Source organism: Croceivirga sp. JEA036 (assembly GCF_011882165.1).
In the GTDB taxonomy this organism is placed as follows: domain Bacteria; phylum Bacteroidota; class Bacteroidia; order Flavobacteriales; family Flavobacteriaceae; genus Croceivirga.
Genome location: NZ_JAATON010000005.1, coordinates 170,841 through 195,549, shown reverse-complemented (window position 1 = coordinate 195,549; position 24,709 = coordinate 170,841). Strand labels below are relative to the sequence as shown.

Below are 24,709 nucleotides of genomic sequence, written 5' to 3'. Positions count from 1 at the left end.
TTAATTTAAATTGATTAGTGTGCAAGGGCCTTGCCAAGTAATTTGCTTACCCTTAATCGCTATATTATGTTTAGTGCTTTTATCCGTTTTTTGTTTGGAGAATGCAACTGCGTAAATACTACCATCCGTTTTAGTTATACTTGTAACTAAATAATCTTCATTTTGCAGTATAACTTCTATTTTTTGAATTGTAGATGTTGCATTTACCGCCAATTCTGATACAGGACTGTACGTTCCGTGAGACTCAATTGTAGATACGAATACCGTATTTGCTACTGCATTTCTTCTTTGAATTAAAACAGGATCTCTGCGTAAATTAAATTCAGGGTCATTAGCACCTGTTCTCCCCATTACTAAGGAATCTTTATTTGTACTTATAGCAGTTACAGTATAAAATCTTTGGTTTTGTAACCAAGAGAATTTTAGATTATCATTTGTTAATGATGCCACAGCTTCTTTATATAAATGCTGGTAGCCGTTTTTAGCCCCTAGAGGTTTTAATAACTCTGCTGAAGTTATAGGTACGCTTACCGTCATTGGCTGACCTAAATAATACAAAGGCATATCATATTGATGCGCTTCTTTAGATTGCACCTCCATGATATCTAAAATCACAGGACTTTGCCAAGTACTATCTTGTACAATTGCCATTGTACGAACCATCTTTGTACCCGGATATGCATTCTCTTCTTTTGCTCTTACAGCTACAACTTCTGACTGGTCTAGGGTTGCGTATACTAAATTAGAATGATGTTTACTACCAACCTCATACGCACCTCCAAAATGAGATTCTTGATCCTGAACTAAGGTATTATGCGCAATGGTTTGCTTTGCCCAAGTTTTATTTTCCTTTAAATAATTGCCACCGCCTTTTTGCTCAATATTTACAAACCTAGCTAGACCGTAATCCTGTATCACCTCTTCTCCATCTTCGTATAAAGAATAAGACAATTTATCATAATGTCCGTGACTCAATCCTTGAGCAGTATATTTATATACCAGCTCTAAATCATTTTTACGTAACACAGCAATACCACCTTCGTCTCCTTTTGCTCCATCTGTAAATGCAACAGATTCCTTTATAAATGGTAATTGTTGACCTGCTTTTATACCCATGGCCACAGCTAGGCCAGCATCATTTAAAACAATCGTGTTTTGTTCTTTTGCTATAGATAACAGTGATGCATCCTTACCACCATAGAAATATCCTATATCTACAGCATTTACTAAAGCGTTGCTATAATAAGACATGCCTTTTTGACCATCATTTATAGAGAAGAATTCACCGTCTTTATCTGATAATTGCAAAAGCGCATAAACACTTTTAAGCAGCACACCATTGTTGTACTCAAACACCTTAACCTCTGGCTTTACATTCTGTAATGCTTGCGCAAAAATTAAAAAAGGATACATGGCGTAGCGCTGATAATATGGGCCTTCTGTGTAATAACCGTCCGGAGAAAAAGGTTCATCTAAATTCGCAAAGAATCCGGCTGCCTTGCCTGGTTCTATAATATATCCTCCGTCGTTATCTTTTAAACCTTGCGCTAGCTTCGCATCCTTTATTCCGTACAAAGCTCGCTCTAGTAAAGCATCATCTTCCATAGCCAAGGCAATCATACCTACCGCTACATTACCCCAAGTACTATGATTATGTATTCTATTAAAAAACTGAGGGTTCTTTATGGATATGAAATCGGCAAATGGCTTAAACAACTTGTTTTCTAGATACTTACGGTCTTTTTTATCTAGAAAATCATAAATGCAATCGTAAGCTTGGCTGGTGTATACCAACCAATTAGAATCGTTTAAACACTGCCAGAACAATTTTCCCCTAGCATAAGAACGTTCTTTTGGATGAATAGGTAAAGTAGGATACAATTCCGCATAAGCCTTGAGCATCTCGTGCACGTAAATGGCGTAGGTTTCGTCTTCTAAAATCTGATATAACACCCCTGCCTGCTGCATTAAACGATAATTTTTCTTGTGCGTTTCATGCGTGTATCCACCAGAATAATCCTTAGGAACGGGAACATCTATACCATTTAGTATTGCTATATCTACCTCTTCTTTTACCGCTTTTACGGTTTTATCTAGCAAGGGCAACTTACCCAATTGTTGTCTTATCTGGTCTACCCCCGTTTTAGTCAGAATCAATTTTGGATGTTCTTGAGCTCCTAAGAAAAGTACTGGTAACCAAATAAGCATACTTAATGCTAATTTCAGCTTTTTAAATACCATTTTTAATCTACTTGTAGTCCTAAATCCTCTCCTGTAATTCCTTTTCCCTTCAACGGCGAATCTTCCGCTAGCTCATAACTATCCTCCTTAAATTTAGGCGGCATCTGCCATAGATTTGCGGCGTTATACTTTTGGTCTCCTGTAACAGTTAACTGGTCTGACTTGTAGAAATTGTTATGCACCACGTTTACAATAGGTTCCCCAACAACCAAATGCATGTTGATTCCCTTTGATTCCTGAAAAATATTATCCTTTATAGCGATTTCCTGCACACCATAAAGGCTTATAGCAGCATCATACTTATTGCGCTTGTCTTGCCCAACTTGATCAAAAACATTGTTTTCTAATTCTAAGAAAGGACCAAAGGTACTTTCGTCTTTACCGCCACGGTGTAAACGCAACGCCGCTCTCCCAACATTAGTAAAACTGTTGTTTTTTAGAATTACATATTCTGCATTGTAAATACCAATATCATCGGTTTCTTTATCCAATGCCATAACATTACCACTAATGGTATGAAATTTAGAATTTTTTATGCTGATGGTATCCGCAAACGTATTTTTGTAAACGCGGATTGCATCATAAGAATGATTAACATCTAAATTGACAAAGTCACAATTATCCACAAACAGCTTGTAATTTTTCGTCATGCTGTATTTGCTAGTCGTAATGACCGAATTACCTGTTCTATCTGGTGCATCTTCCCCATCAAAAATTAGATTTTCAAGAGAAAGACTACCTCCGTTATTGATTTGAAACAGCGATTTTTTCTCGAAGTAAACCGTAGGTTTATCGCCCTTGGCTCCTTTAATGGAAATTGGATGATTGACTGCAACTGATTTTGTATTGGTATACTTTTCACCTGCTTCTAAAACAAGAATATCACCTGCATTGGAATTTGCAACTGCAGCCACCAAAGCATTAAGGCCAGGTGCTACTTGCACTTTTTTTCCTGTATTTAGTGCAACCTCTGTATCCTCTTTAGAATACCAAGAAACACCCGTATTTTCTTTAGAAGCCAAATTATCACTTAGCGTAGCGCCAATACCTTTAAGACCCTCCGGAAGTAATAAACCAGCATCATTCTTAACCAGTTTAAGCTCTTTTTGCTCAAAACCTTCTGCATCTATACTTTCCGTAACTGGACTGATAATATTTTTCTTGAACGTAATTCCGCTGATATCATCATAGACCGTGAATAAATTTTTACGGTCCGTGCTATAGAAAACGTTGTTTTCCATCACAGAATTTACAGGAACTGCACTTCGTTCCGCATCGCTCCCTGCACATAATTGAATATGGTCACAATCTATAAAAGTGTTGTTCGCAATTTTAGCATCCACCACTTGGTGATATCTGTTAATAGGTGAATTGGGTACACCGTTCATCACCACAAAAGCCCCTCTAAAACGGTAGCCTGTTAACCCTACACCGTAGTTATTAATAACCGTCTGCTGGCCATTGATAACACGAATACCACCTGTACTAGGCTTATTATTTCCTATAAAAACATTGCCTTCCACATGCGTATTACTACCGTGGCGCATAGTTAAGGTTCCAGTACACTCGTAAAACATATTGTCTTTATACGTAGTGTTTCCAGATTTATTAGAAATTATTTCATGCTCCCCATTACAACGGTCAAAATAATTAGAAGCTACCACAGTTCTGGAGTTGGTTAAAGAGTAGTGACTTGTTCCGATGCGTAAAGTTTCGCCACCATTAGAACCCAAATTAGGACGCGGACCAAAATAGTTATGGTCTATTTGGTTATGATTTTCTTGACTTTCTTCTGTATTAAGCCTAACAATCATGGTAACTCCACGATTACGCTTACCTACTAAGTGATTATGGTCTATTCTATTATGCTTGCCATATATGGCTACCCATGTATCTGGCTCATGTCGTTCTGGATTGTTATAGTTATCTATAACGCATTCTGTTAACCTACTATAGTGCGCTAAGGTATTTTTATCTTTTTTAAAACTAATCACCTCGGTTGTTGGGGTATATCCGTTTTTAAAGACTAAACCTTCTACCACCAAATATTTACCAGCCAATCTTAAATTAGATTGCCCTTCTAACAGCACTTTCCCTTTTTCCTCAACAGTTAAAGTAATTGGAGCCTCCGCTGTTCCTTCCCCTTCTAAAAGTAGTTCTGCATCTTTCCAGACTCCATTTGCCAAAGTAATAGTAGTTCCTGGTTTAGCGTTGGCCACAGCTTGGTCAAATTCGGCCACATTATGCACCACATCTTTGGGTGTATTCGTGTCTTTACAACTAGTTATTACCAGTAAAGATGTTAATAAAAAAGTCGTTTGCAGCAGTTTAGTGTATTTCATAAATTAATTGGTTTACCAGTTTGGTTGACCAAATATAAACATATTTCATAAACATCAAAATCTAACCTTATATATTAACAAAAATGTATTTTAAAGGCTAATGATTATCAAAATGATATATCCGAAGTTTAGTTTTCGTAGATATTTTCTGTACCAACTTTTAAATAAGATTAACAAAGAATTGAACGTGGAAAATTAAAATAATCATTCCGGTGATTAATCCATTTTTAATACAATTTAAAAAGATGGTAACCGCAACTACTTTTTTATAAATACACTTACAAAAAACATCTTTAGAAGAATAAAATTTGTTATCAAAATTATTTAGAAGTATTAAATCTACACAAGTGATATTGTCACCTATGAAAGCTGCTAAAAATAGACGAATCATTGCTATAACAGCTGTTGATGATATGTTGGAGCAAACTTTTGTAGAATTACATGTGGAGCTAAATATGCGCCAGAAGTATTATAATAGTACTTGGTTTTTCTGCAGTCAAGCCTTTATTTATCAGACTTTAAACCGCAACAATAGTTGTATGAACCATCGAATTTATGAATAATGCTGTTGCCAAAACTTCTAATGATAAAGGCGAAATGGTTACAGGGGCCTACAAGCCCATTTTTGACACGTTTTTACAGGGAGCACAAGATAGAGCTGCTAACGGAGACGCCACTGCTTACCAAACCCCAGAACAAGTAGCGGCTATTATTTTAGATTTGGCAAAAGAAGAAAATCCACCATTACGTAAGCGTATATCTGATTGGGCAGAACAACTATGCCATTTAAAAACTAAGGCAGATCCTACTGGGAACAAATTATTACAAGAGGTGAAAGCACAATTTTTATAAAATCACATTAAAAGGACGGTCCCGATTCTTAAATGCCTTAAAATTTATCCCGTTTATTTTGGGAATAAAGCCATTGATTCCTTGTCTCAATGGCTTTTTTTGTTTTGTTTATGCTCATTTATCGCGTTAAGCATTTTTCATTTTACGCTAATCCATTCTAGCTTAACTTCCTAATTTAGAACACAATTTCTAGGCTTTAGAATTTTACATCCTCTTTATGAAAGGAAATAATTGCAATAGGATATTGAAGAACATGGTATTTATAGTGGTTGCAATAAGTGTGTTATTGCTATTCGTTATTACCTTAAATTATTGAAATCATAACATGCTAGAGAAATTATTGAAAACAACTTGGGAATCTGCTTTACTAATGCTATTGACCAGCATAGGAATCTATTTTGTAACCATACTACTTACTCGTGTGGTTGGGAAAAGAAGTTTTTCTAAGATGTCTAGTTTTGACTTTTCTATGACTATTGCAATCGGTTCTGTTATAGCCACCACTATTTTACCTTTAAAAGTAAACTTAGCAGAAGGTTTTATTGGATTATTGGCAATCTATGTATTACAGCTAATTCTTGCCCATTTTAGAGAACTCCCATTAATTCAAAACTTGGTGGACAATAAACCATTACTGCTAATGGATGGCACAAATATCTTATACCAAAATTTAAAGAAAGCTAAAGTTACTGAGAGTGATTTAAAAGCTAAACTAAGAGAAGCTAACGTAACACATTTAAACCAGGTAAAAGCGGTAATTTTTGAATCAACTGGTGATGTCTCTGTACTACACAAAAAAGACGATAGTTTAATTCAAGATTGGATTATAGATGGAGTACAGCAATAGACTATAAAGTATAATCTTCTAGAAAACAAAAACACCAACCGCTCAAGATTGGTGTTTTCTACACTAAACTGAAAAATTAAATGCTACTTTACTTCTATAACCATAGCAGTTTTCGCAGCTATATCTATATGGTCCACATTGTTATAGGTTTTATTGGTTAAAATCTCTGTACCATTTAAGTTACCGCCAAGAACTTCTAAGTAATCTTCTACATTTAAGGTTGTTGCTTCTCCCTTATTTAAAATCACCATCACCTTTTCATTCTCATTGTATCTAAAGAAAACATAAACATTATCTTTTGGTGCAAAATGAATCAACTTTCCGTTGTGGATAACCTCCGCATTTTTTCGCCAATTAAACAACTTACTTAAATAGGCCTTTACATCTTTTTGTTCAGCGGTTAATCCTTTCTCTGTAAAAGCATTTACCTTGTCTTTTGCCCATCCGCCAGGATAATCCGTTCTAATAATTCCGTGGTCCTCGGTACCTTTATTACCCATTAGAATTTCGGTTCCGTAATAAATCTGTGGAATACCACGTACCGTAGCTATGTAAGTCAACGCGAGTTTAACTAAGGCTGCATCCTCATTAAGCTGGGTGAAAATGCGACTCATATCATGATTATCTGGAAAAATCACTAAGTTATTTGGGTCTGGATACAAATAATCTTGACCCAGCTCTTCATAAACCGCATTCCAAGAGTTGGTATCGTTTAAGGAGTTTACCAGCGCATGTTGTATGGGAAAATCCATCACACTTTTTAATTCAGAGGTATAGCCATTAGCATTCTCCTTGCCTTTTTGCCAATATGATACGATGGTGGGACGTAATACCCACTCCTCTCCTACAATATTAAAATTTGGGTATTCTGCCATCACAGCGGCTGTCCAATCCCGCATAAAATACATGTCTGGATAAGGGTACGTATCCATACGGATACCAGCGATGCCAGAATATTCTATCCACCAAAGTGTATTCTGAATTAGGTAGTTAGCCATAGTGGCATTACGCTGATTTAAATCTGGCATAGTTGGGACAAACCATCCATCAAAAAATTCTTTGGTATCTTTTTTAGTGGCATAGGGGTCTAAAACCACGGTCTTTTTATGATTGGTTTGGGTGTAGGTATCCCATTGATTAATCCAATCATCGGATGGTAAATCTTTCATCCACCAATGTTCTAGACCGCAGTGGTTGGCAATCATATCCATAATTACCTTCATTCCCTTTTCAGAAGCTTTCTCTACCATGGCTCTATACGCCTCATTGCTACCATAACGTGGGTCCACTTTATAAAAATCAGTAATGGCATACCCATGATAGCTGTAAGAGGGCATATTATTTTCTAAAATAGGATTGGTCCATATGGCGGTAAAACCCATATCCTTAATCGCATCCAAACTATTTACAATACCCTGCACATCTCCACCGTGTCTACCCCCTTTATCCTTTCGGTTGGGTTGTTCTACCATACCTGAAACGGCATCATTGCTGGGATTTCCATTCACAAAACGGTCTGGTGTAATTAAGTAGATAGCATCAGATGTATTAAATCCTTCTATATTCTTACGGTTATTTGTCCTGGCTTTAAGCTCGTAAGGTTGTTCAAATACCACCGAATTATTCTTTTTAAATTCTAAGGCTAAATGTCCTGGTTTAGCAGTATCATCTATTTGTAAAGTGATAAACAAATAATTGGGATTAGTTACTTTTTTTGCACTTTGCAGTTGTACCTTATCATACGGTTTTAAAGCTACATCAAAAGTGGCTATATCCTTGCCGTAAACTAATAATTCAACAGTGTTGTATTCCATGCCCACCCACCAATTTGGTGGCTCTAAACGGGAAATAGAATTTTGGGCGGTTACTTGTGTTAAAACTAACACTAGTATCCAAGTAAAAAAAGAAGTAATTCTCATCAAATTAGTTTTTTATTCAGTTTCAACTAAACTAATGAGAATGGAGGTTTGTATCGACTTAAATTATAATATGGTAATTAATTCTTATAAAATGACCCTTATTTAAGAACACCTAGGGCGTGTTTTGCTCTAAGTCATTAAAATATTCTCTTGGCGACTTATTTGTGACTTTTTTAAAGGAGCGATTAAAGGAGGATTTAGAATTGAAACCTACAGCTAACGCAATAGCTAAGAAGGTCTGATTTTTATATTTCTCATCTTGAGCACGAACGATAAAATCTTCTATTCTATAGTGATTTACAAAATCTCTAAAATTCTTATTAAAGCCTGCGTTGATTGCTCTAGAAAGCGTATGTACGTTAGAATTCATCCTTTCTGCTAATTCTGGCAAACTTAATTGAGGATTTAAGTATACTTGCTCCTCTGTCATCATTTGATGCAGTGCTTGTTTAAGTGACTCTAATTCTTCTGATTCTAAGGGTGACTTTTCTATTTCTGGCGCTTTTTCTTCTTGGTTTTCCTCTTCTTCTGGCATTCTAAAAATTTGAGGTTGCTTTATGGCAAAATACCCTAAGAAAAACACCACTACAGAAAATACAATCCAAATACCATCTATTAAAAAATTGTTCAGCGCATTTACAGGCTTTTCTGTAAAAGTGCCATATATATCTACAAGAATTATAACCGTCCAAAGCACAAGGCAAATACCTAAAATAATTAGAATGGTATTTAGGTATTTTATGTTTTGATCGGTAGAATAATTATGCTCAATATTCTTAAAATAATTATTGATGATGTTTTTAACTTTAAACCAATACCAAATGTTAAACATCAATGCTATTAAGACAATTACCTCGTAAATGGAATACGGTGGAGAGTCCATAGACTGAAATAAATTCTGCTCTATAAAGGTATGTGTAGGTTTAAAAAAGAAGCTTACATAGATAACACATTGTAGAAAGAATGGCACAAAATGTGGCCAATAGTGCCATATATCTTTTTTAGCATGATGCAATAATCTTTTAATATAAATAAGCAGCGTTGGCCCATACAAGAAAAACACCAAATCTGTAAGCAGCGATAATTTGGGATAGTTGGTATAAATAACGCGGTCATAAATTACTACACGCGCTATTAAAGTAAAAGATATTACAAAAATAAGCACGCTTAAAGCTTGGTTAGCCCACTTATTGTTATTCTGATTACTGTTTATAATGAAAATTAAGAAAAATCCCTGTAGTGCCGTTAACACCAAAACAAGGGTATATGGATTAAAAATACCGTAAGATTGGTCCTCCCAATACGCAATACTGTTTTCTACGGGGTGGTTTGGATTTAAATCTTCTCTTTCTAAAACTCGATTAGGTCGTGGTCTGCCATAACTACTCCCTTCTACCGTGGACCAATTACCACGAGTAAATTTGTACTCCAAGCGATTCTCATAAATTGGTATTGTAATTTCGTACATTCCATTACCCGCAACTTTTAATTGATATCGCTCATCACCAGGTACCCATCCATTAAAATTACCACATATATAAATAGAGGTATTGGGTGGTGTATTTTTTGGAATGTCTATTAGTCTTACGGTAAGCCAATCTACATTAGACAATGCATTAAAATTATCAGTCCAACCGGCAACCTGTAAGGTAACGGTTTCTGGTCCTGTTTTATTAAAAGAATGTTTACGAACAGTGAGTGGCAGTCCTTCCTTTTGTACTTCTACAGTTTCCCAACTACCTCTGGTTATTTTATAAGAAATCCAAGAATTTTCAAATTCTTTATTTGCTAACACATAATTTCCATCGGCCTGTAATGTAAACTTGTAGTCAGGGTCAGACGGGTTCCAGTTGTTAAAAGAGCCAGAGAGGAAAAGGTCTTGGGAAACATTGGTATACTCTGGAACATAATCTACAACAAAGGTAGTTTGCCCGTGAATTTTAAGGATGGCAAAAAAGAAAAAAACAACCAATACCAATTGATTAATTCTACAGTTGGAGTTATTGATTGTCAATTTAATACTGTAACTTTTATCCTTTTGCATCCACAAAACTCTTACTAAATTCTATGCCTAAAAGGCTTTAAATTTTTGTACAAAACTAGCAAATACCGAGTTTTTGTTCCTATCAAACTTCTATTTTCTTGTGATATAGTAATTATAGTAAAATTTGGTAAGGGATGCTTTGGCCTTGCAGCTTGTTGCTTCTATTACTATTCATAAAAAAAGGGCTGCCAATTGGCAACCCTTCTTTCCACAATTATAATTAACTAAACTGAAAACTTAAACTTTAGTTTTGTACTACTACAAATGTATTGGTAGCTAAATTTAAGGTGATAGTGTAATTCCCCGCTCCTGCAACAGCAATGTTAGCACCATCTTGCTCCACGCTGCCATCCGCGTCATTATCTCCTAAATTAACGGCCCAATCATCATTAAATCTAAATTTCATTTCACCAGCCACTAAATCCAAGGTAATGGTCCAAACTTGATTAACAGTATCATATGTCATGTTGGTATCAGCATCCCAACCGCTAGGCGTAGCACTACCTATAACACCCCAATTACCAAGGGTAAATGAATTGTTTGCAACATCTAAATCTATTTGATAGCTACCCGTAGTTACGGCAATATTATCACCACCATTATCCAACACACCATCTGCGCCAGTGTCCCCTAGGTTTACATCCCATCCATTATTGGCACGGAATTTTAATTCACCATCTGTAAGCGTAGTTGTTACCGTCCAAACGTTTCTATCAAAATCGTAAGACATATCCGTATCTGGATCGTCCCAACCGTTAGGCGTGGCACTACCTATAATTGCCCAAGTGTTGGCAGACCAGGTATTATTGGCCAAGTCAACATTTATCTCATAATCTTGAGGTCCTGCCAAAACTATGTTATTACCAGGCGAAGCCAATACACCTGTTGTACCATCTCCCGCATCTGCGTAAATTCCATTATCCCAATTAGGAGCATCTGTAAACTTAAATTCGTTACTTGCTTCTGTAAAACGAACGTGACCGCTAAACGTACCGGCTAAGTTTGGTAATTCTACAGCATTTAAGGCAGGAGCCGATGATGGGTCCCATCCTTGGTAACCTCCCGGCACATATAATGTCTCTGGGAAAGCCAATTGCTCATCTTCTGTAGCTGCCCAAATAGCAAAACCATTGGCAGGCGCTTTTAACGTAACCAAACCGCTAGCATCTGATTGCTCAAAAATTAAATATTCTTCTGTGTAATCTTTAATATTGGCACTAGCCCAATGCGTTTGTACTTCTCTAGAGACTTCTTGCCCACTTAAGTTAATATACAATACCAAGCCCGGTTTTTCCGCATCGCCACCACGGGTAGCCACAAACTCTTGATTAGAAACATGATTAACCGTCCAATCCCCAGCAGCTAATTCTGAACGAATCTGAATTAACTGGTTGATTTTTGCTTTTTGCTCTTCACCACTATCCTCATAGTGCGAATAAAATACACAAGGATATCCCGGAGCACTCATAATATAAGCGTATGCATGGGTTTCAAACTCATCTGGAAATTCATTACTTCCATCTCTGGCTTCCGTATCATGGTTACCCACAAAAGTTACCGCTTTCTCTGGCATGGTAGATAGTAAGCTAGGTTTAACCAACTCGTTTAAATTACCGTTTAAAAAGGCATTGCGCATATTAAAGAAGTTAGGAAAATCAAAGGCATTAGCACCAGAGGCTTCAACCCAAGGACCAACTACACCTTCTACATTACCATCAAAATTTTCACCTACGCTATAACCTCCAACAGTAGCTATCCAATCTTTAACTACATCTGGAGAAAAACCTTTTACAAAATCGAATCTCCAACCGTCAATTTTCAACGTATTCATGTAGTAATTGGCTACCGATTCTTCGGACTGCCATAACCAATCGCGCACATAGTCATTCTTTAAATCCAAGTCTGGAAAACCACCAAATCTGCCTTCATCCTTTAAATTTTCTGCGTTAGGTAAGTAGTTTAACCAAGTTCTATTGAATAAACCAGAAGCTGGCTCAAACAAGGTATAGGTTTCAATTTGTCTAAACTCGTTGTACTCTAACTGTCCACCAGAATTGTGGTTTAGTACGATGTCTGCAATAACCGCAATATTATTCTCGTGCGCAGTACCAATCATATTTTCCAATTCTGCACGATTACCAAAACGGGTTTCTACAGTTCCATGCTGTTGAAAGTCACCAAAATCGAAGTAATCTGCCGGGTCGTACCCCATAGAAAAACCACCACTTTGACCTTTAGAGATTGGCGGAATCCAAATGGCATCAATTCCGTTGGCTGCCCAGCTGTCTAGTTTAGATTCTACATTGTTCCACCAAATTCCGCCCTCGGTAACATCCCAATAAAAGGCTTGCATCATAACACCATTACCAGGTACTAATGCATCTGTTCTACCAGCTGCCGAGCCAGAAGGTAAATCTTCTGCATCGTTTGCTTCTTTAACTTTTAAGGGCGAAAAATCATCGTTAGTACAAGCTGCGAACACCAAGGTTAACGTAGCCAGACTTAGATGTATATATTTTTTGATTTTCATAATTTCTTGATTTATTCGATAGTGTAGGTTGGGTTATCGGCATCTGCCAAATACAATGTTATGGTATACGTACCTGCACTTACGGGAATGTTAGCACCGTCTGTCTCTAACGTACCGTCATTGCCATCATCTCCATAATTAAAATCCCAAGCATCATTGGTACGGAATTTAATTTCACCGTCTAACAACGTTACGTTTTCCAAAATCCAAACGCCTTCGTTGGCATAATCTGGTGTAAAACGTACGTTAGGACCGTCCCATCCGTTGGGAGCAGCATCACCTACTAAGCCCCAAATATCTATAGGTTCTAAAGTATACAGGTTATTGGTAAAATCTACAGAAACTAGATAGTTACCAGCTTCTACCATAATATTATCACCATTAGCTTCAATAGTACCATCTGCACCGGTATCACCAAAATTTACGGCCCAATCATTATTTTGTCTAAACTTCATTTCGCCATCAGTCAGTGTTACCACTGTTCTCCATTGGTCAGAAGAAGAGTCATACGTTAAAGGAGTATCAGGACCATCCCAACCGTTTGGTGTAGCGTCACCCACTAATCCCCAAGTAAATGGCTCTATGCTATAGCTAAAGTCGTTTAAGCTAAACATTACTTTGTAAGTACCTGCCGTAACTTGGATGTTATCACCGTTTAAGTCTAAGGTACCATCGGCACCAGTATCACCATAATTTACGGTCCAATCGTTGTTTTCACGGATTTTAAGCTCGCCGTCTACTAGTGTAACGTAAGCCACAAATTCATTAGCGATAGCTGTACTGTAAACAGGTACATCTGGACCATCCCAACCGTTAGGCGTTGCAGAACCCACTAGACCCCAAGGCGAACTTAAATCGAAGGTAGTTGCATACCCTGTAATGGTTAAGACTTGTGCAGCAGAAGATGCCACTACATCTTTACCTAACATAGCTTCTACCCAAATCTTAACTTCGTTTTCTAGGCCAGCTAAAGCACCTGCATCTGCCACGGCATCATTCAATTCTTCTGCTAAAAAATCTTTACTTAGCACGTTACCCACATTTACACGGGCTGGCATAGCCTCTGTAGCTGCATCAACCCCTACAACCACGTTATACGTAGGTACTGCACCAGTAAAGCCAAAATCTGGAGCAGTCCAATTAAGGCTTAAAACTGTTTCTCCTGTCATATCTCTAGTTAATTCTAGAGCATCTGTAGAAGATAATGTAAGCTGTGTATTTGCCTCACTACTTACTCTTATGTTTTCATCATCATCGCTACAACCTGTCACCAAAAGTGCCATTGCTACGATGGATGCATATATAAATGCTAAATTTTTCTTCATCGTCTTTAGTTTTTAGTTAGTATAGCCTGGGTTTTGTTCTAATAATGGATTTGCTTGCAACGCTTCTAAAGGAAATGGAAACAAGTTGTAATGGTCTGGAATAGCAGCACCATCTGCCACATTACCTTTCCAAGGCCAGTTGTAATTTCCTCCAGTAAAGCGACCAAAACGAATTAAATCTTGTCTTCTATGACCTTCATAGTACAATTCGCGTGCGCGCTCATCTATCAAGAACTGTTCAGTTAAATCTGCTTCTGTGATATTTCCACTAGCATCACCGTAAGCTCTTTCTCTTAGCGCATTAATGTAATCTACCGCCTGAGCTGCAGAACCACCACCACCTCTAAAAAATGCTTCTGCATACATTAGATAGGCGTCTCCTAAACGGAATAATGGAATATCGGTATCAGAGAAACGACTCTGACCAGAACTTCCGTCTGAGTATTGATTTTGGAATTTAGTTGTTGGGTAACCACTCTCCCACGTACGGTAATCGTCCATTTCATAACTATGCCCCTCTGTCCAGAAAATAGCTCTGCTATCTGGAGTAGTCTCCAAATCGCCAAACAAACCATAAATAGCAGGCGTACAACGGTGACCAAACCAACTTTCAGAATTTCCAAAGTCTGCTATTGGCATAGTAGTATCTCCTAAACTACCATTAGTTAGATATGTAGCCGTACCAAAAGATTGTACAGTATTTCTATCTCCTATAATTGGGAAAATTATTTCTGGAGAAGTAAAGTTATCACCTTGAAATATAGATTGGTAATCATCATCCAAAGTAAATGGCGATTCTAAAATCACCTTTTCACTATACGTCAATGCATCTGCATACCTGTCTGTACCCGTATACACTTCTGCATTTAAATACACCTTTGCTAATAACATGTGTACTGCAGCCTTATTTGCCCTACCATATTCATTACTTGCAGGTATAGTCTCCTCTACAGCCAACAATTCGCTCTCTACAAAATCAAACACTTCTGTACGTGTGCTCTTTGCACGGCTTACACCTGTTACACCGTCCGCTTCAGTCACTAAAACCACGCCACCAAAAGTATCCATCAAATAGTAATAGAACAATGCACGTAAATAGCGAGCCTCAGCAACATACAATTCCGCATTGGCATCATCTGTTTTTTGCACATCTATAATGAAGTTATTTATTTGTGCAATATTGAAGTAACTTCTATTATATAAATAACCAAAGAATTTATTGGTAGGTACCCAGTTAGTAGCCGTAGTTAAAGGATCTAAACCACCATCTCCCCAACGGTTTTTAGCTATATCTGTGGTCAGCTCTTGCATATTCCAGATTGCTCTAAAGAATACCGTTTCTCCTGGGTCATCTCCGGCAATATCTGCTTGCTGATTTCCGCTACCCGGTATACCTATACCGTGTAATGCCAGACCACCATATAATTTACCTAGAATACCTAATGTGGCGTTTGAGTCCGAATCTAATAAGTTATCTAAACTCTGTTCTACCCTTGGCTCCGTATTTAAATCGTCTGTACAGCCTACTAAAACAGTAGCTGCAAATAGTCCGAATATTATTTTTTTAATCATTTGTAGTTCGTTTTTAGAAATCAACATTTACACCTAATGTATAGGTACGTGGTCTTGCATAAGGCGAAGATTCTATACCGTTAAAGTTCTCTGGGTCTAAACCGTCATAATCCGTAATAACAAAAACATTATTGGCAGAACCGTAAAATCTTAAGCTTAATTTTTTGTCTTCAAAAGGCTTAAGGTTGTAACCAATAGTTATGTTATCTAATCTTAAGAAAGAGGCATCTGATAAATAAAAATCCGATAAGGCCTGTGTATCTGAAGGAATTTCTGGAAATCCATTATACTGCACCCCATCATATAAATCCAACGTATTATTGATAAATCCAGAATCTGTTTGTGGTATTGCTGCTTGAGCAAATCCTCTATTTAACAAATTGGCATTGTAGACGTTACCCCCTAATTGCCCTCTTAAGTTAGCTGTAAAATCTAAGTTTTTGTACTGAATAAACGTACCAAAACCGTACGTCCATTTAGGTTCAAACGGAATAAATCTTCTGTCCGCATCAGAGATGATGCCATCGCCATTCTGGTCTACAAAAGCATCCTCTATCGCCTTACCATCAGCATCATACACTTGCTCATACAACCAGAAGGTGCGGTTACGCTCTCCTACAGCGGTTTGCCCAATATTGACACCTGTTCCACGACCGATACCTCCGCCACTAGAAAATTGGGTTATGTTATCTAAATCGGTAATATACGTCTCGTTAAACGCGGCATTAGCATTGAATTCTAAAGTAAAATCCTCTGTTTGAACTGGTCTAAATTGTAAGGCCGCTTCAAAACCTTTACTTTCGGTTTCACCAACATTACTAACAAATCTATTTCTCAAAGCGCCCTCTGACTGTGGTACTTCTGCTAGCAAATCCGTAGTGTTTCTTATGTATCCATCAATACTACCGCTCAGCACATTAGAAAAAAGATTAAAGTCTACCCCAAGATTATAGGTTGATGTTTTCTCCCACGTTAAATCTGGATTAAAAGCATTTGCCCTATATGTAGTTACTACTTGATTTCCAAAAATATAGCCTACAGTAGGGTCTCCATCGTCATACAAAGCAGTATACGGAAAATAGCCCACAGGACCGGTAATATCTTGTTGTCCTGTTAGACCCCAACCTAATCTTAATTTTAATTGGTCTATCCAATCTGTTTCTTCAAAGAATTTTTCCTCATCTAATTTCCACGCTAAAGCTGCCGCAGGAAAATATCCCCATCTGTCATCCTCAGAAAACAAAGAAGAAGCATCTGCCCTTAAAGATGCTGTCAATAAAAAGTTATCATACAATGTAAGGTTTGCTCTGGCAAAAAACGATTGCAAGTTTAGCTCCGTAAAATACTGAAAGGGTTGTTGCGACTCTCTAAAACCATTTTCTGTTGTAGTTGGAAATGTAGTTCCTTGAGTTGAAAAATTTTGATAAGCATAACCTGCTTGGACATCTAATCTGTTCAAAGCTCCTTCAAAGTCTTTAGCGTAAGACAAATAGGCATCTAACAAATGGTCTCTCTTAATTTGATTTTCTCTATAACTTGGACTGAAATTGTTGAATATCTCCAGCCCATCAAAAACGCTATATGCGCCCACGGCACTTGGTAAAAAATACTCGTTAATAGTAGATTCTGAATAATCTATACCTGCGTTAACCACCGCTGTTAACTCTTCAAAACCATGAATTTTATATCTAAATTCAGCGCTACCAATAAAACGGTCTGCATCTTCATTACGCTCACGTTGCTTTAGTAATGCTAATGGGTTGGCTGGCCCCACTATACCTTGATCATCTGTTAATTGAAAATAGCCTCCGAAAATACCACCTTGTGGGTCGTATATTGGTAATGTTGGATTGGCAGCTAAGGCACTACCAATAGCTCCACCATCTGGCTGGTCTTTTTCTGTAGCAATCCCTTTTGCATTGATAGTCACTTTTAAATGCTGATCAAAAAACTCTGGTGCAATATTTAAAGACGCTGTGTACCTATCTAATTGCGACTCTTTTAAAATACCCGCAATTTCTGAATGGCCAAAAGAAGCTCTAATTGGGATTTTATTAAAAAGGTTTGCTCTAGCCGTAAGGTTATTATTAACGGTGTAAGAGGTTCTGTATACCTCTTCTTGCCAGTTGGTATCATAAATAGTACCATTTAAACCTAGTAACCCAGCACTGTCTGGATAGGTATTCTGGATAAAATCTACATACTCCGCAGAATCGAAAATATCTATTTGATTGCTCAACGTACCAACCTGTACGTTAGAAGAGAAATTAAATTGTGGTGCTCCCTTAGTACCAGACTTAGTAGTGATAATAATTACCCCGTTAGAAGCCCTTGAACCGTAAATAGCTGTAGAAGAAGCGTCTTTAAGTACCGAAAACGACTCAATATCGTTAGGATTAATTAAGGTTAATGGGTTTGCCTGACCAGCAGGATTCTGGTTGGATAATGGCACACCATCAATTACGATTAACGGACTGTTATTCGCATTTAAGGAAGAACCTCCACGAATACGAATGTTAATCCCTGCATCTGGGTCACCACCGTTGTTAACCACACGTACACCGGCAGATTTACCCGTAATCATTTGGTCTGCTGTAGTGATAGCTCCCTTATTCAAATCTTCTGATGTCAATAACTGTACGGCACCTGTAGCGTCTTTTTTTGTAGTGGTACCGTAACCAATTATTACAACTTCATCTAAAAGGGCAACATCACTTTCTAAAGAAACATTAATTACCTCTGTAGCTACGGTGACTTCTTTGTTTTTAAGACCGATGTAAGAAAATACCAAAACATCGCCTTCATTGGCTTGGATGGTATAATTACCATCAAAATCTGTGGTTACACCGTTTGTGGTTCCCTTTAAAATAATTGTAGCGCCGGGTAAAGGAGTACCCATATCATCTGTGACGGTTCCCGACACATTCATTTGCGCTAATGCAATACATGGTACAGCTAAGAGTACCAAGAATAACATCGAAATTTTCTTTCGCATATTCAAGTTAGTTTTTAGTTATCAGTAAGAGGTTCACACAACCTCACTTTTTAGCAACTTAAAACTATGTTAAGAGGGTAATTAGGTTCGCTTCATTTTATAAAATGACCTAAAAATAGATTTTGACACCATCTATTTGCATTTTTGAATCAAAAACCAACACACCCTTTAAAACCTTGTAATTAAGATACATAAGCACAAAAATAGAAGACATCAAAGCAGTATTTGATGACAAATACCATGAGATGTTAAAATTGTCTGCAGCTATCCGTTTGACGAAGTTTATTGTGAATTTATCAATAGAGCCTTAGTTAAATTTTAATATGAAAATTGTTGCCCTACTTAAAAATTAAATTTATAAATAGACGAGCTCTTAATTACGAAATTCGAAATTTCCTTCTCTATTTAGTAGTATCCATTAGATGCTAAGTGTGCATATCTAAATGTTTTCTTAATGAAATGAGTTAAACACAATTTTAATGCAGCAATTATACCCTAAAATGGTGTTGCATCTTTGTTGTGTTGTTTACATAAGACAACGTACCAAAAAAAAAAAAAAAACTATGACAACTATAAGTAACGCTAACAAAACACTAATTAGAACTAAAATTTATTTAATTGGCTCAGGACTATTCTTTTGTCTTGCCTTTGTAATTTCTTTAGCGCTAATTTTTAAAGGAATTTAAACCAACAATATGAATAAGAAATACACTACTTGTATCGCTTTATGTCAGCAATGTTTAGTGGATTGCCAGTACTGCCTATCTCAAATGGCGGGGAAAGAAAGTATGAATGACTGTCCAAAGTGTTGTATGGAATGTATAGACGCTTGTTTGGCCTGTATTAAAAGTATGAGTGCTAATTCTAAGTTTAGCAGGGCTTATGCTGCTATTTGCGCTGAAATATGTGATTGGTGTGCAGAACAGTGCATAGCGCACAATCATGCTCATTGTCTTGCATGCGCAACAAGTTGCAAAGCATGTGCGGAGGAATGTAAGAAAATTGCTGCTTAGTAAAAATCAAACATAAAACATGCTAAATAAAGGGAAGAAGGGTTTTTGAAACTCTATCAATCCTTATTTAAAGCGCGTTGTATACCATCCAAATGCTGATTAAATAGATTAACCTGTTCTAATAATTTGTACATGGTTGCTTGGCTACCCATACTATTTATTTTATTTTTTTCTTTAAAAGTAGCCTTAATATCACTCCATCTCTTCTCCTCCTCTGTATTCAACATATTCATCAGTTCTTTAAATTTTAACAAATTCGCTTCCGCAGCATTTGTCAAGGTTTGAGATTCGCTTTCATAATGTGATAGTAATAAGCTGTACAACTCGGTATCATTCATGATAGGAACAATTTTAGCCACCAATTTATTCATGTCTCTGTATGAACCCTGTAGTTTAAAAGGAGGCTCTGTACGGTAGGCATCTTCCATCGCCGCAGATTTTATATAAGTCTCATTTACTTTTAAAACTGTATCCCTAATAATCAATACTTTTTTAAGTACTGATAAATAATCTTGAATCTCTTGTGTCGTATGATTGCCTTTTAATTGAGATGCGTCTTCTATTTTGTTTTGAACCATTTTTATCAGTTGATAAACATCTTCAAAAGACTTACTACTTAGTTGTTGTAATACAGGGTTTGAGGTTAATGAATTTTCAATTAAACTTAACTCAAATAATTCTGAAGTATCACCGATAATATCCCCCAAATTGTATATATCTGCCCTATTTGCTAACATATCAGGTATTTGAAATTTTTCTCCGCTCTCCGTGTATGGATTGCCCGCCATAATGACACAGAATTTTTTAGAACGTAAGTCGTACGTTTTTGCAACGCCGTTATAAATACCCTCAATCTTGCGTGTACCATCTGCGAGGGAAATAAATTTTTGCAAAAATTCAGGATTACAGTGCTGGATGTCATCTAAGTACAACATTACATTATTACCCATTTCAAATGCTAAATTTAATTTTTTCAGCTCTTTTTTTGCAGCAGAATTAGTAGCTACTTCGGGGTCTACAGAAGTAATTTCATGTCCGATTGCTGGCCCATTTATTTTCATAAAAATTAGACCTAACCTATTAGCCATATACTCCATTAAAGTGGTCTTACCATAACCTGGTGGAGACACCAAAAGAAGCATTCCCATTCTATCAGTGCGTTTATTATCACCAACACTGCCAAGTTGTTTAGCTAAATTATCCCCAAAAAGAGGAAAATAAACCTGATCAATCAGCTTATTTCTAACAAAAGAAGACAATACACGTGGCTTAAATTCAGACAATTTAAGTTCCTCCTTTACACGTTCGGTTAAACTATGTTTTTCTTTTACGAACTGGTTAAAGCGCTGTACATCTATTAAATTAAATTTCTTTAAGTGTTTTATAAAGGTGTGGTATTCAAAATTAAACTGGCCATCTACCAAAGTGTCGTGGCTTCCTTTTAAGTCTGTAATACGTTCCGATGGTGTTATAGCTATGGTTCGATTACTGTGAGGAAAAATAAATAGACAACAGACTTCATGCAGATATTGCTCTTCTTGTTCATCTGTACTTAAAAAGGCTTTTACCCATTGCCAAGACAATGCTATTTTATCAATAGTATTTTCAGAACTGCTAGGCTCAATACTTACTTTATTTTTTATTTTGCTATATAACTTCTTATTCTTAAGCTCTTTTGCAAACTTATTGTATAACTCTTCTGCTCTGTGACTTATTACAAAATCTTTATGTTGGCTTAATTCTAAGAATAAATAATCCGCTATTTCTGTAGCAAATGTATCAGGAAATAAGAAAGTCTCTTCTGCAAATTTTTTAATGGCTATTGCTAATTCCTGTATTATTTTCTTATGAGCTGTACTATTGGGAAAAATTTTTAATACTTCTCCAGCATTCTCAATCCTATTATACCAATACTCTAAAGAAGTATCTTCCTGAGTATTCCAGAAATATTGCGCAAATGCCCTAACATCTGGGCTGTAGGTAAGTAAACCTAAATCATGATGTTTGGTTGCTAGAGTTTTTAAAAACCTTATTGCATCCTCATCATGTACGCCTTTTACATAGCCTTCTGCATAATTTTTACTAGTCTCATCTGAGACTATTGATTTAAGTTCTTCCTCTGAAAGTAAATGTAAATCATTTGCATTATTATTCGTAAAAATTTTAAAAGCTAAATAAGCTGATCTATAAATATTCTTGTTCTCTGAAACTAACTCCTGTTTCCAATAGTCTTTAGACTGTTGTAGTATATCATTAAATATTTCTTGATAAAAATCTGTTCCCGTTAGATGGTAAAACAGACGTTCATTTTTGTAAACAATGGTAAGGTCTAAGACCTGCTTATTAACTCCAAATTTATGCTTTCCTAATTTTATAATATTTTCGCCATCTTCATAAAGATCTTGTTTATCTTTTAGTTTGCGAACAGCATCTTCCTTTGCTACCTTTATAGCAGTTTCTATGGCCTCTGCCTTACCAGAATCATCCAATTCTAGTAAGTGCGCAATGATATCTCTTATCTTACTGACCATAAGGTCGCCGGCAAAATAACCATTAATGTCATTTAGATTATCAAAAGAAAGCGATTTCTTTATAACTCCTTTTATTATGCGGTCTGCAGATTTTTTTAACGCTATAGTTTTTTTATTCCTTGCCTCTATTAACGCTGTTTTTCTATTCTCAAAAGCATTGTAAACTTCTTCTCGTTTTTCTATTATTTGTGAAATAAAATCCTCAAAATCAGAAAATTTTCCCTCTAAGTCTTCTAACTGAAGGGCTACTTTATTTAGAAGTTCATCCGTTTTCTCTGGAGTAGATGCAATATCTAAATAATTGATTACACTTTGGTCCACCAACTTAATTTGAGCTGCAAATTCTGCTCCAGACTCTTTAACAGAGAGCGATTTGATTTTATTTTTTATTGCTGACTTTAATTGATTAATTGAAGCAAAAATTAGAGAAATATTATCTATAATTTTTGTGGTTTGTGAGGTGTCTTCAATTTTCAAATTAGTGACTATCTCTATCAACATTTCTAAGTCTACCGCAATTTGATTAACCTCTTCTTCTAACGTTTTAGCTTCTATTACTTTATTTATAGCATCTAAAGCTTTTTGTTTATCTACAACCCTATCATGATAAGGCAATAACGCTTTGTCATCTATAAGAAACAACACGCACCTTTGGGAGACCTTATTTGTATGAATAACAATCTCTTCTTCTAGTGAAGTAATAAAATCTAAGTCTATATAACGGATATCTCTTAAACCAATGACCTCTCCCCTTAACCCTCTAAGATTAGACAAAACTTGGACAAAGTTATCTATAGTTTTAAAAGAACTGCTACGGATTTTACCAAGAATAACATCCGCTTTTTCTTGAATTTCTTTAGTTATTTTTGCTGCATTTTTTCTAAGCTGAACTACTTTTTCAAATTCGTCTATAGCATTGTTTGCAGTCTCTTTTATTGCTGCTAAAGGTTCATTTAGCTCATGTGCATCTTTTTCATGAATCCAATAATAGCTATCCAAAATATCCGTGGCAAATTTCACCAAATCGTCATACAAACCTGCATAGCTATCTTCCTTATTCAATAAAGTGATAAGACTTTGGCATTCCGCCATAGCCTCTACAATGTCTTTATTGCCAATTTTATATAGCAGAGAATCTGTATACTCAGAAGGCATTATACTACCCTTCATAAAAGTTGTCTGCCAAATCTGTATTACATGATGTTTGGTTTGCTCTCCATTTGTTTTAAAGTAACATAGTTCACCATTATTGAGCAACGTAAAACCATTACATATAATTGGGGTTTTTACTTCTTGTTCAATTACATTGTAAGACATTAAGACATACTGTCCTTCTTTACTTTCATAAAAAACATAAAGAAAATCTTCTCCATTAGGTGAACTAATTTTCTGTTGAAATTTTACGTCACCTAAGTCATTATCAAATATCTTAAAAGCACCAGATTGCAAATAATAACCATTTGGATAAATTACACCTTGGTCGTTGGGTAGTAAAATACAAGCATTTTGAATACTTGATATTTTTTTAACCTCTTGTATTTTATGATTGTATATAAAATAACGGGGCGCCTCTTGGAAGGGTTTTATTTCTAGCGCAACAAAATTACCAATTTCTGCATATCTAAATTGACCATCATCTAGGGTTTGATCTTTGTGTAAAACATCTTCACTAAAAATACCCAATCCCTCATCAGTATTATCCTCTATTTTTATAGTTAAGTCACCACCAACAGTTTCTACAAATACTTTATCTAAAACCGATACATGAGGATGCTCCCCATAACGTTGCATATCCCTATCAGTTTCTATCCAATTAAATTCGTGTTGTGGCGGCATTTTAAATTCGTGCTCACTACGATTATCTTGATAAATTAAAGTCCCATCCCGGACCAACCATTTAAAAGTTTTTATATCTGTAACACTATCGCTTAGCTGAAAAACCATATGCAAGTAATTACCAACCATGGCAAATTTTGCAAATATGGTATTGCGATAATATTTATATAGGTTTACGAAGTCATTTACAAATACTTCATCATTAATTAGGGCCAAAGATTTTGACACAAAACTTTCATCCTGGTAACTATATATACCAAAAACATCTTCTAATTTAATACTAGTTCTTAGGCCAAAATGCACATTATACCCAAGCAAAGTATGATCCCCAATGGTAATAATATCTCTAGCTATACAATTGTTTTCTGTATTGATACGATTGTTAGCAATTAATTTTGTTACTACACTACCAAAAACCTTCTTTCTACTTTCATTCAAGGTATTTAACCTTGATTGAAGTTCATTTTTTTGCTCTTTAAGTCTTGCTTGGATTATTTCATAAGTGCCATCGTCCAAATTGACTGATTGAGGTTTATTTTCAGGTGCTTCTTGCATGTTAAAAGTTGAATGATGAAAATACGTAAATACATATCTAGCTTAAATGCTCGTATGCTAAAATCAAGAGAACTGGCAAATAAGTGGTAAACCAGTCCAATAAAGCA

At 36.1% G+C, this 24,709-nt stretch carries 11 protein-coding genes; 2 read left to right on the top strand and 9 right to left on the bottom strand.

Going from position 1 to position 24,709, the window contains the following annotated elements:
- Positions 1-2,241 carry an alginate lyase family protein gene (locus tag HCO57_RS13870; protein WP_167989516.1) on the bottom strand — a complete coding sequence of 747 codons (2,241 nt, stop codon included), beginning with the start codon at positions 2,239-2,241 and terminating at the stop codon, positions 1-3.
- 2 nt (positions 2,242-2,243) lie between these two features.
- Complete coding sequence (locus HCO57_RS13865) at positions 2,244-4,583, bottom strand: chondroitinase-B domain-containing protein (RefSeq protein ID WP_167989515.1); 2,340 nt, start codon at positions 4,581-4,583, stop codon at positions 2,244-2,246.
- A 555-nt stretch (positions 4,584-5,138) separates the two neighbouring features.
- On the opposite strand from HCO57_RS13865, the gene HCO57_RS13860 reads away from it, so the two are divergent.
- Together HCO57_RS13860 and HCO57_RS13855 are read left to right on the top strand one after the other, a co-directional pair.
- Positions 5,139-5,435 (top strand): hypothetical protein, encoded by a 297-nt coding sequence (locus HCO57_RS13860; protein ID WP_167989514.1) that lies wholly within the window; start codon positions 5,139-5,141, stop codon positions 5,433-5,435.
- A 325-nt stretch (positions 5,436-5,760) separates the two neighbouring features.
- On the top strand, positions 5,761-6,282 hold the full coding sequence (locus HCO57_RS13855) for a DUF421 domain-containing protein (RefSeq protein WP_167989513.1): 522 nt from the start codon (positions 5,761-5,763) through the stop codon (positions 6,280-6,282).
- Between the two features lie 83 nt (positions 6,283-6,365).
- Here the strand turns inward: HCO57_RS13855 and HCO57_RS13850 are convergent, their stop codons facing one another.
- The 7 genes from HCO57_RS13850 to HCO57_RS13820 all read right to left on the bottom strand — a co-directional run bounded on the left by HCO57_RS13850 (position 6,366) and on the right by HCO57_RS13820 (position 24,602).
- A complete protein-coding gene (locus tag HCO57_RS13850; RefSeq protein WP_167989512.1) occupies positions 6,366-8,201 on the bottom strand; it encodes a glycoside hydrolase family 13 protein in 1,836 nt (611 codons plus the stop codon).
- 112 nt (positions 8,202-8,313) lie between these two features.
- Complete coding sequence (locus tag HCO57_RS13845; protein WP_167989511.1) at positions 8,314-10,245, bottom strand: helix-turn-helix domain-containing protein; 1,932 nt, start codon at positions 10,243-10,245, stop codon at positions 8,314-8,316.
- Between the two features lie 244 nt (positions 10,246-10,489).
- Positions 10,490-12,775 carry an alpha-amylase domain-containing protein gene (locus HCO57_RS13840; RefSeq protein WP_167989510.1) on the bottom strand — a complete coding sequence of 762 codons (2,286 nt, stop codon included), beginning with the start codon at positions 12,773-12,775 and terminating at the stop codon, positions 10,490-10,492.
- Positions 12,776-12,786: 11 nt separating this feature from the next.
- Positions 12,787-14,100 (bottom strand): SusF/SusE family outer membrane protein, encoded by a 1,314-nt coding sequence (locus HCO57_RS13835; RefSeq protein ID WP_167989509.1) that lies wholly within the window; start codon positions 14,098-14,100, stop codon positions 12,787-12,789.
- A gap of 12 nt (positions 14,101-14,112) precedes the next feature.
- Positions 14,113-15,672 (bottom strand): RagB/SusD family nutrient uptake outer membrane protein, encoded by a 1,560-nt coding sequence (locus HCO57_RS13830; RefSeq protein WP_209066173.1) that lies wholly within the window; start codon positions 15,670-15,672, stop codon positions 14,113-14,115.
- 13 nt (positions 15,673-15,685) lie between these two features.
- Positions 15,686-18,667, bottom strand: a complete 2,982-nt coding sequence (locus HCO57_RS13825) for a SusC/RagA family TonB-linked outer membrane protein (RefSeq protein ID WP_167989508.1) — start codon at positions 18,665-18,667, stop codon at positions 15,686-15,688.
- Positions 18,668-19,736: 1,069 nt separating this feature from the next.
- Positions 19,737-24,602 (bottom strand): DNA repair ATPase, encoded by a 4,866-nt coding sequence (locus HCO57_RS13820; RefSeq protein ID WP_167989507.1) that lies wholly within the window; start codon positions 24,600-24,602, stop codon positions 19,737-19,739.
- Positions 24,603-24,709: the final 107 nt, after the last annotated feature.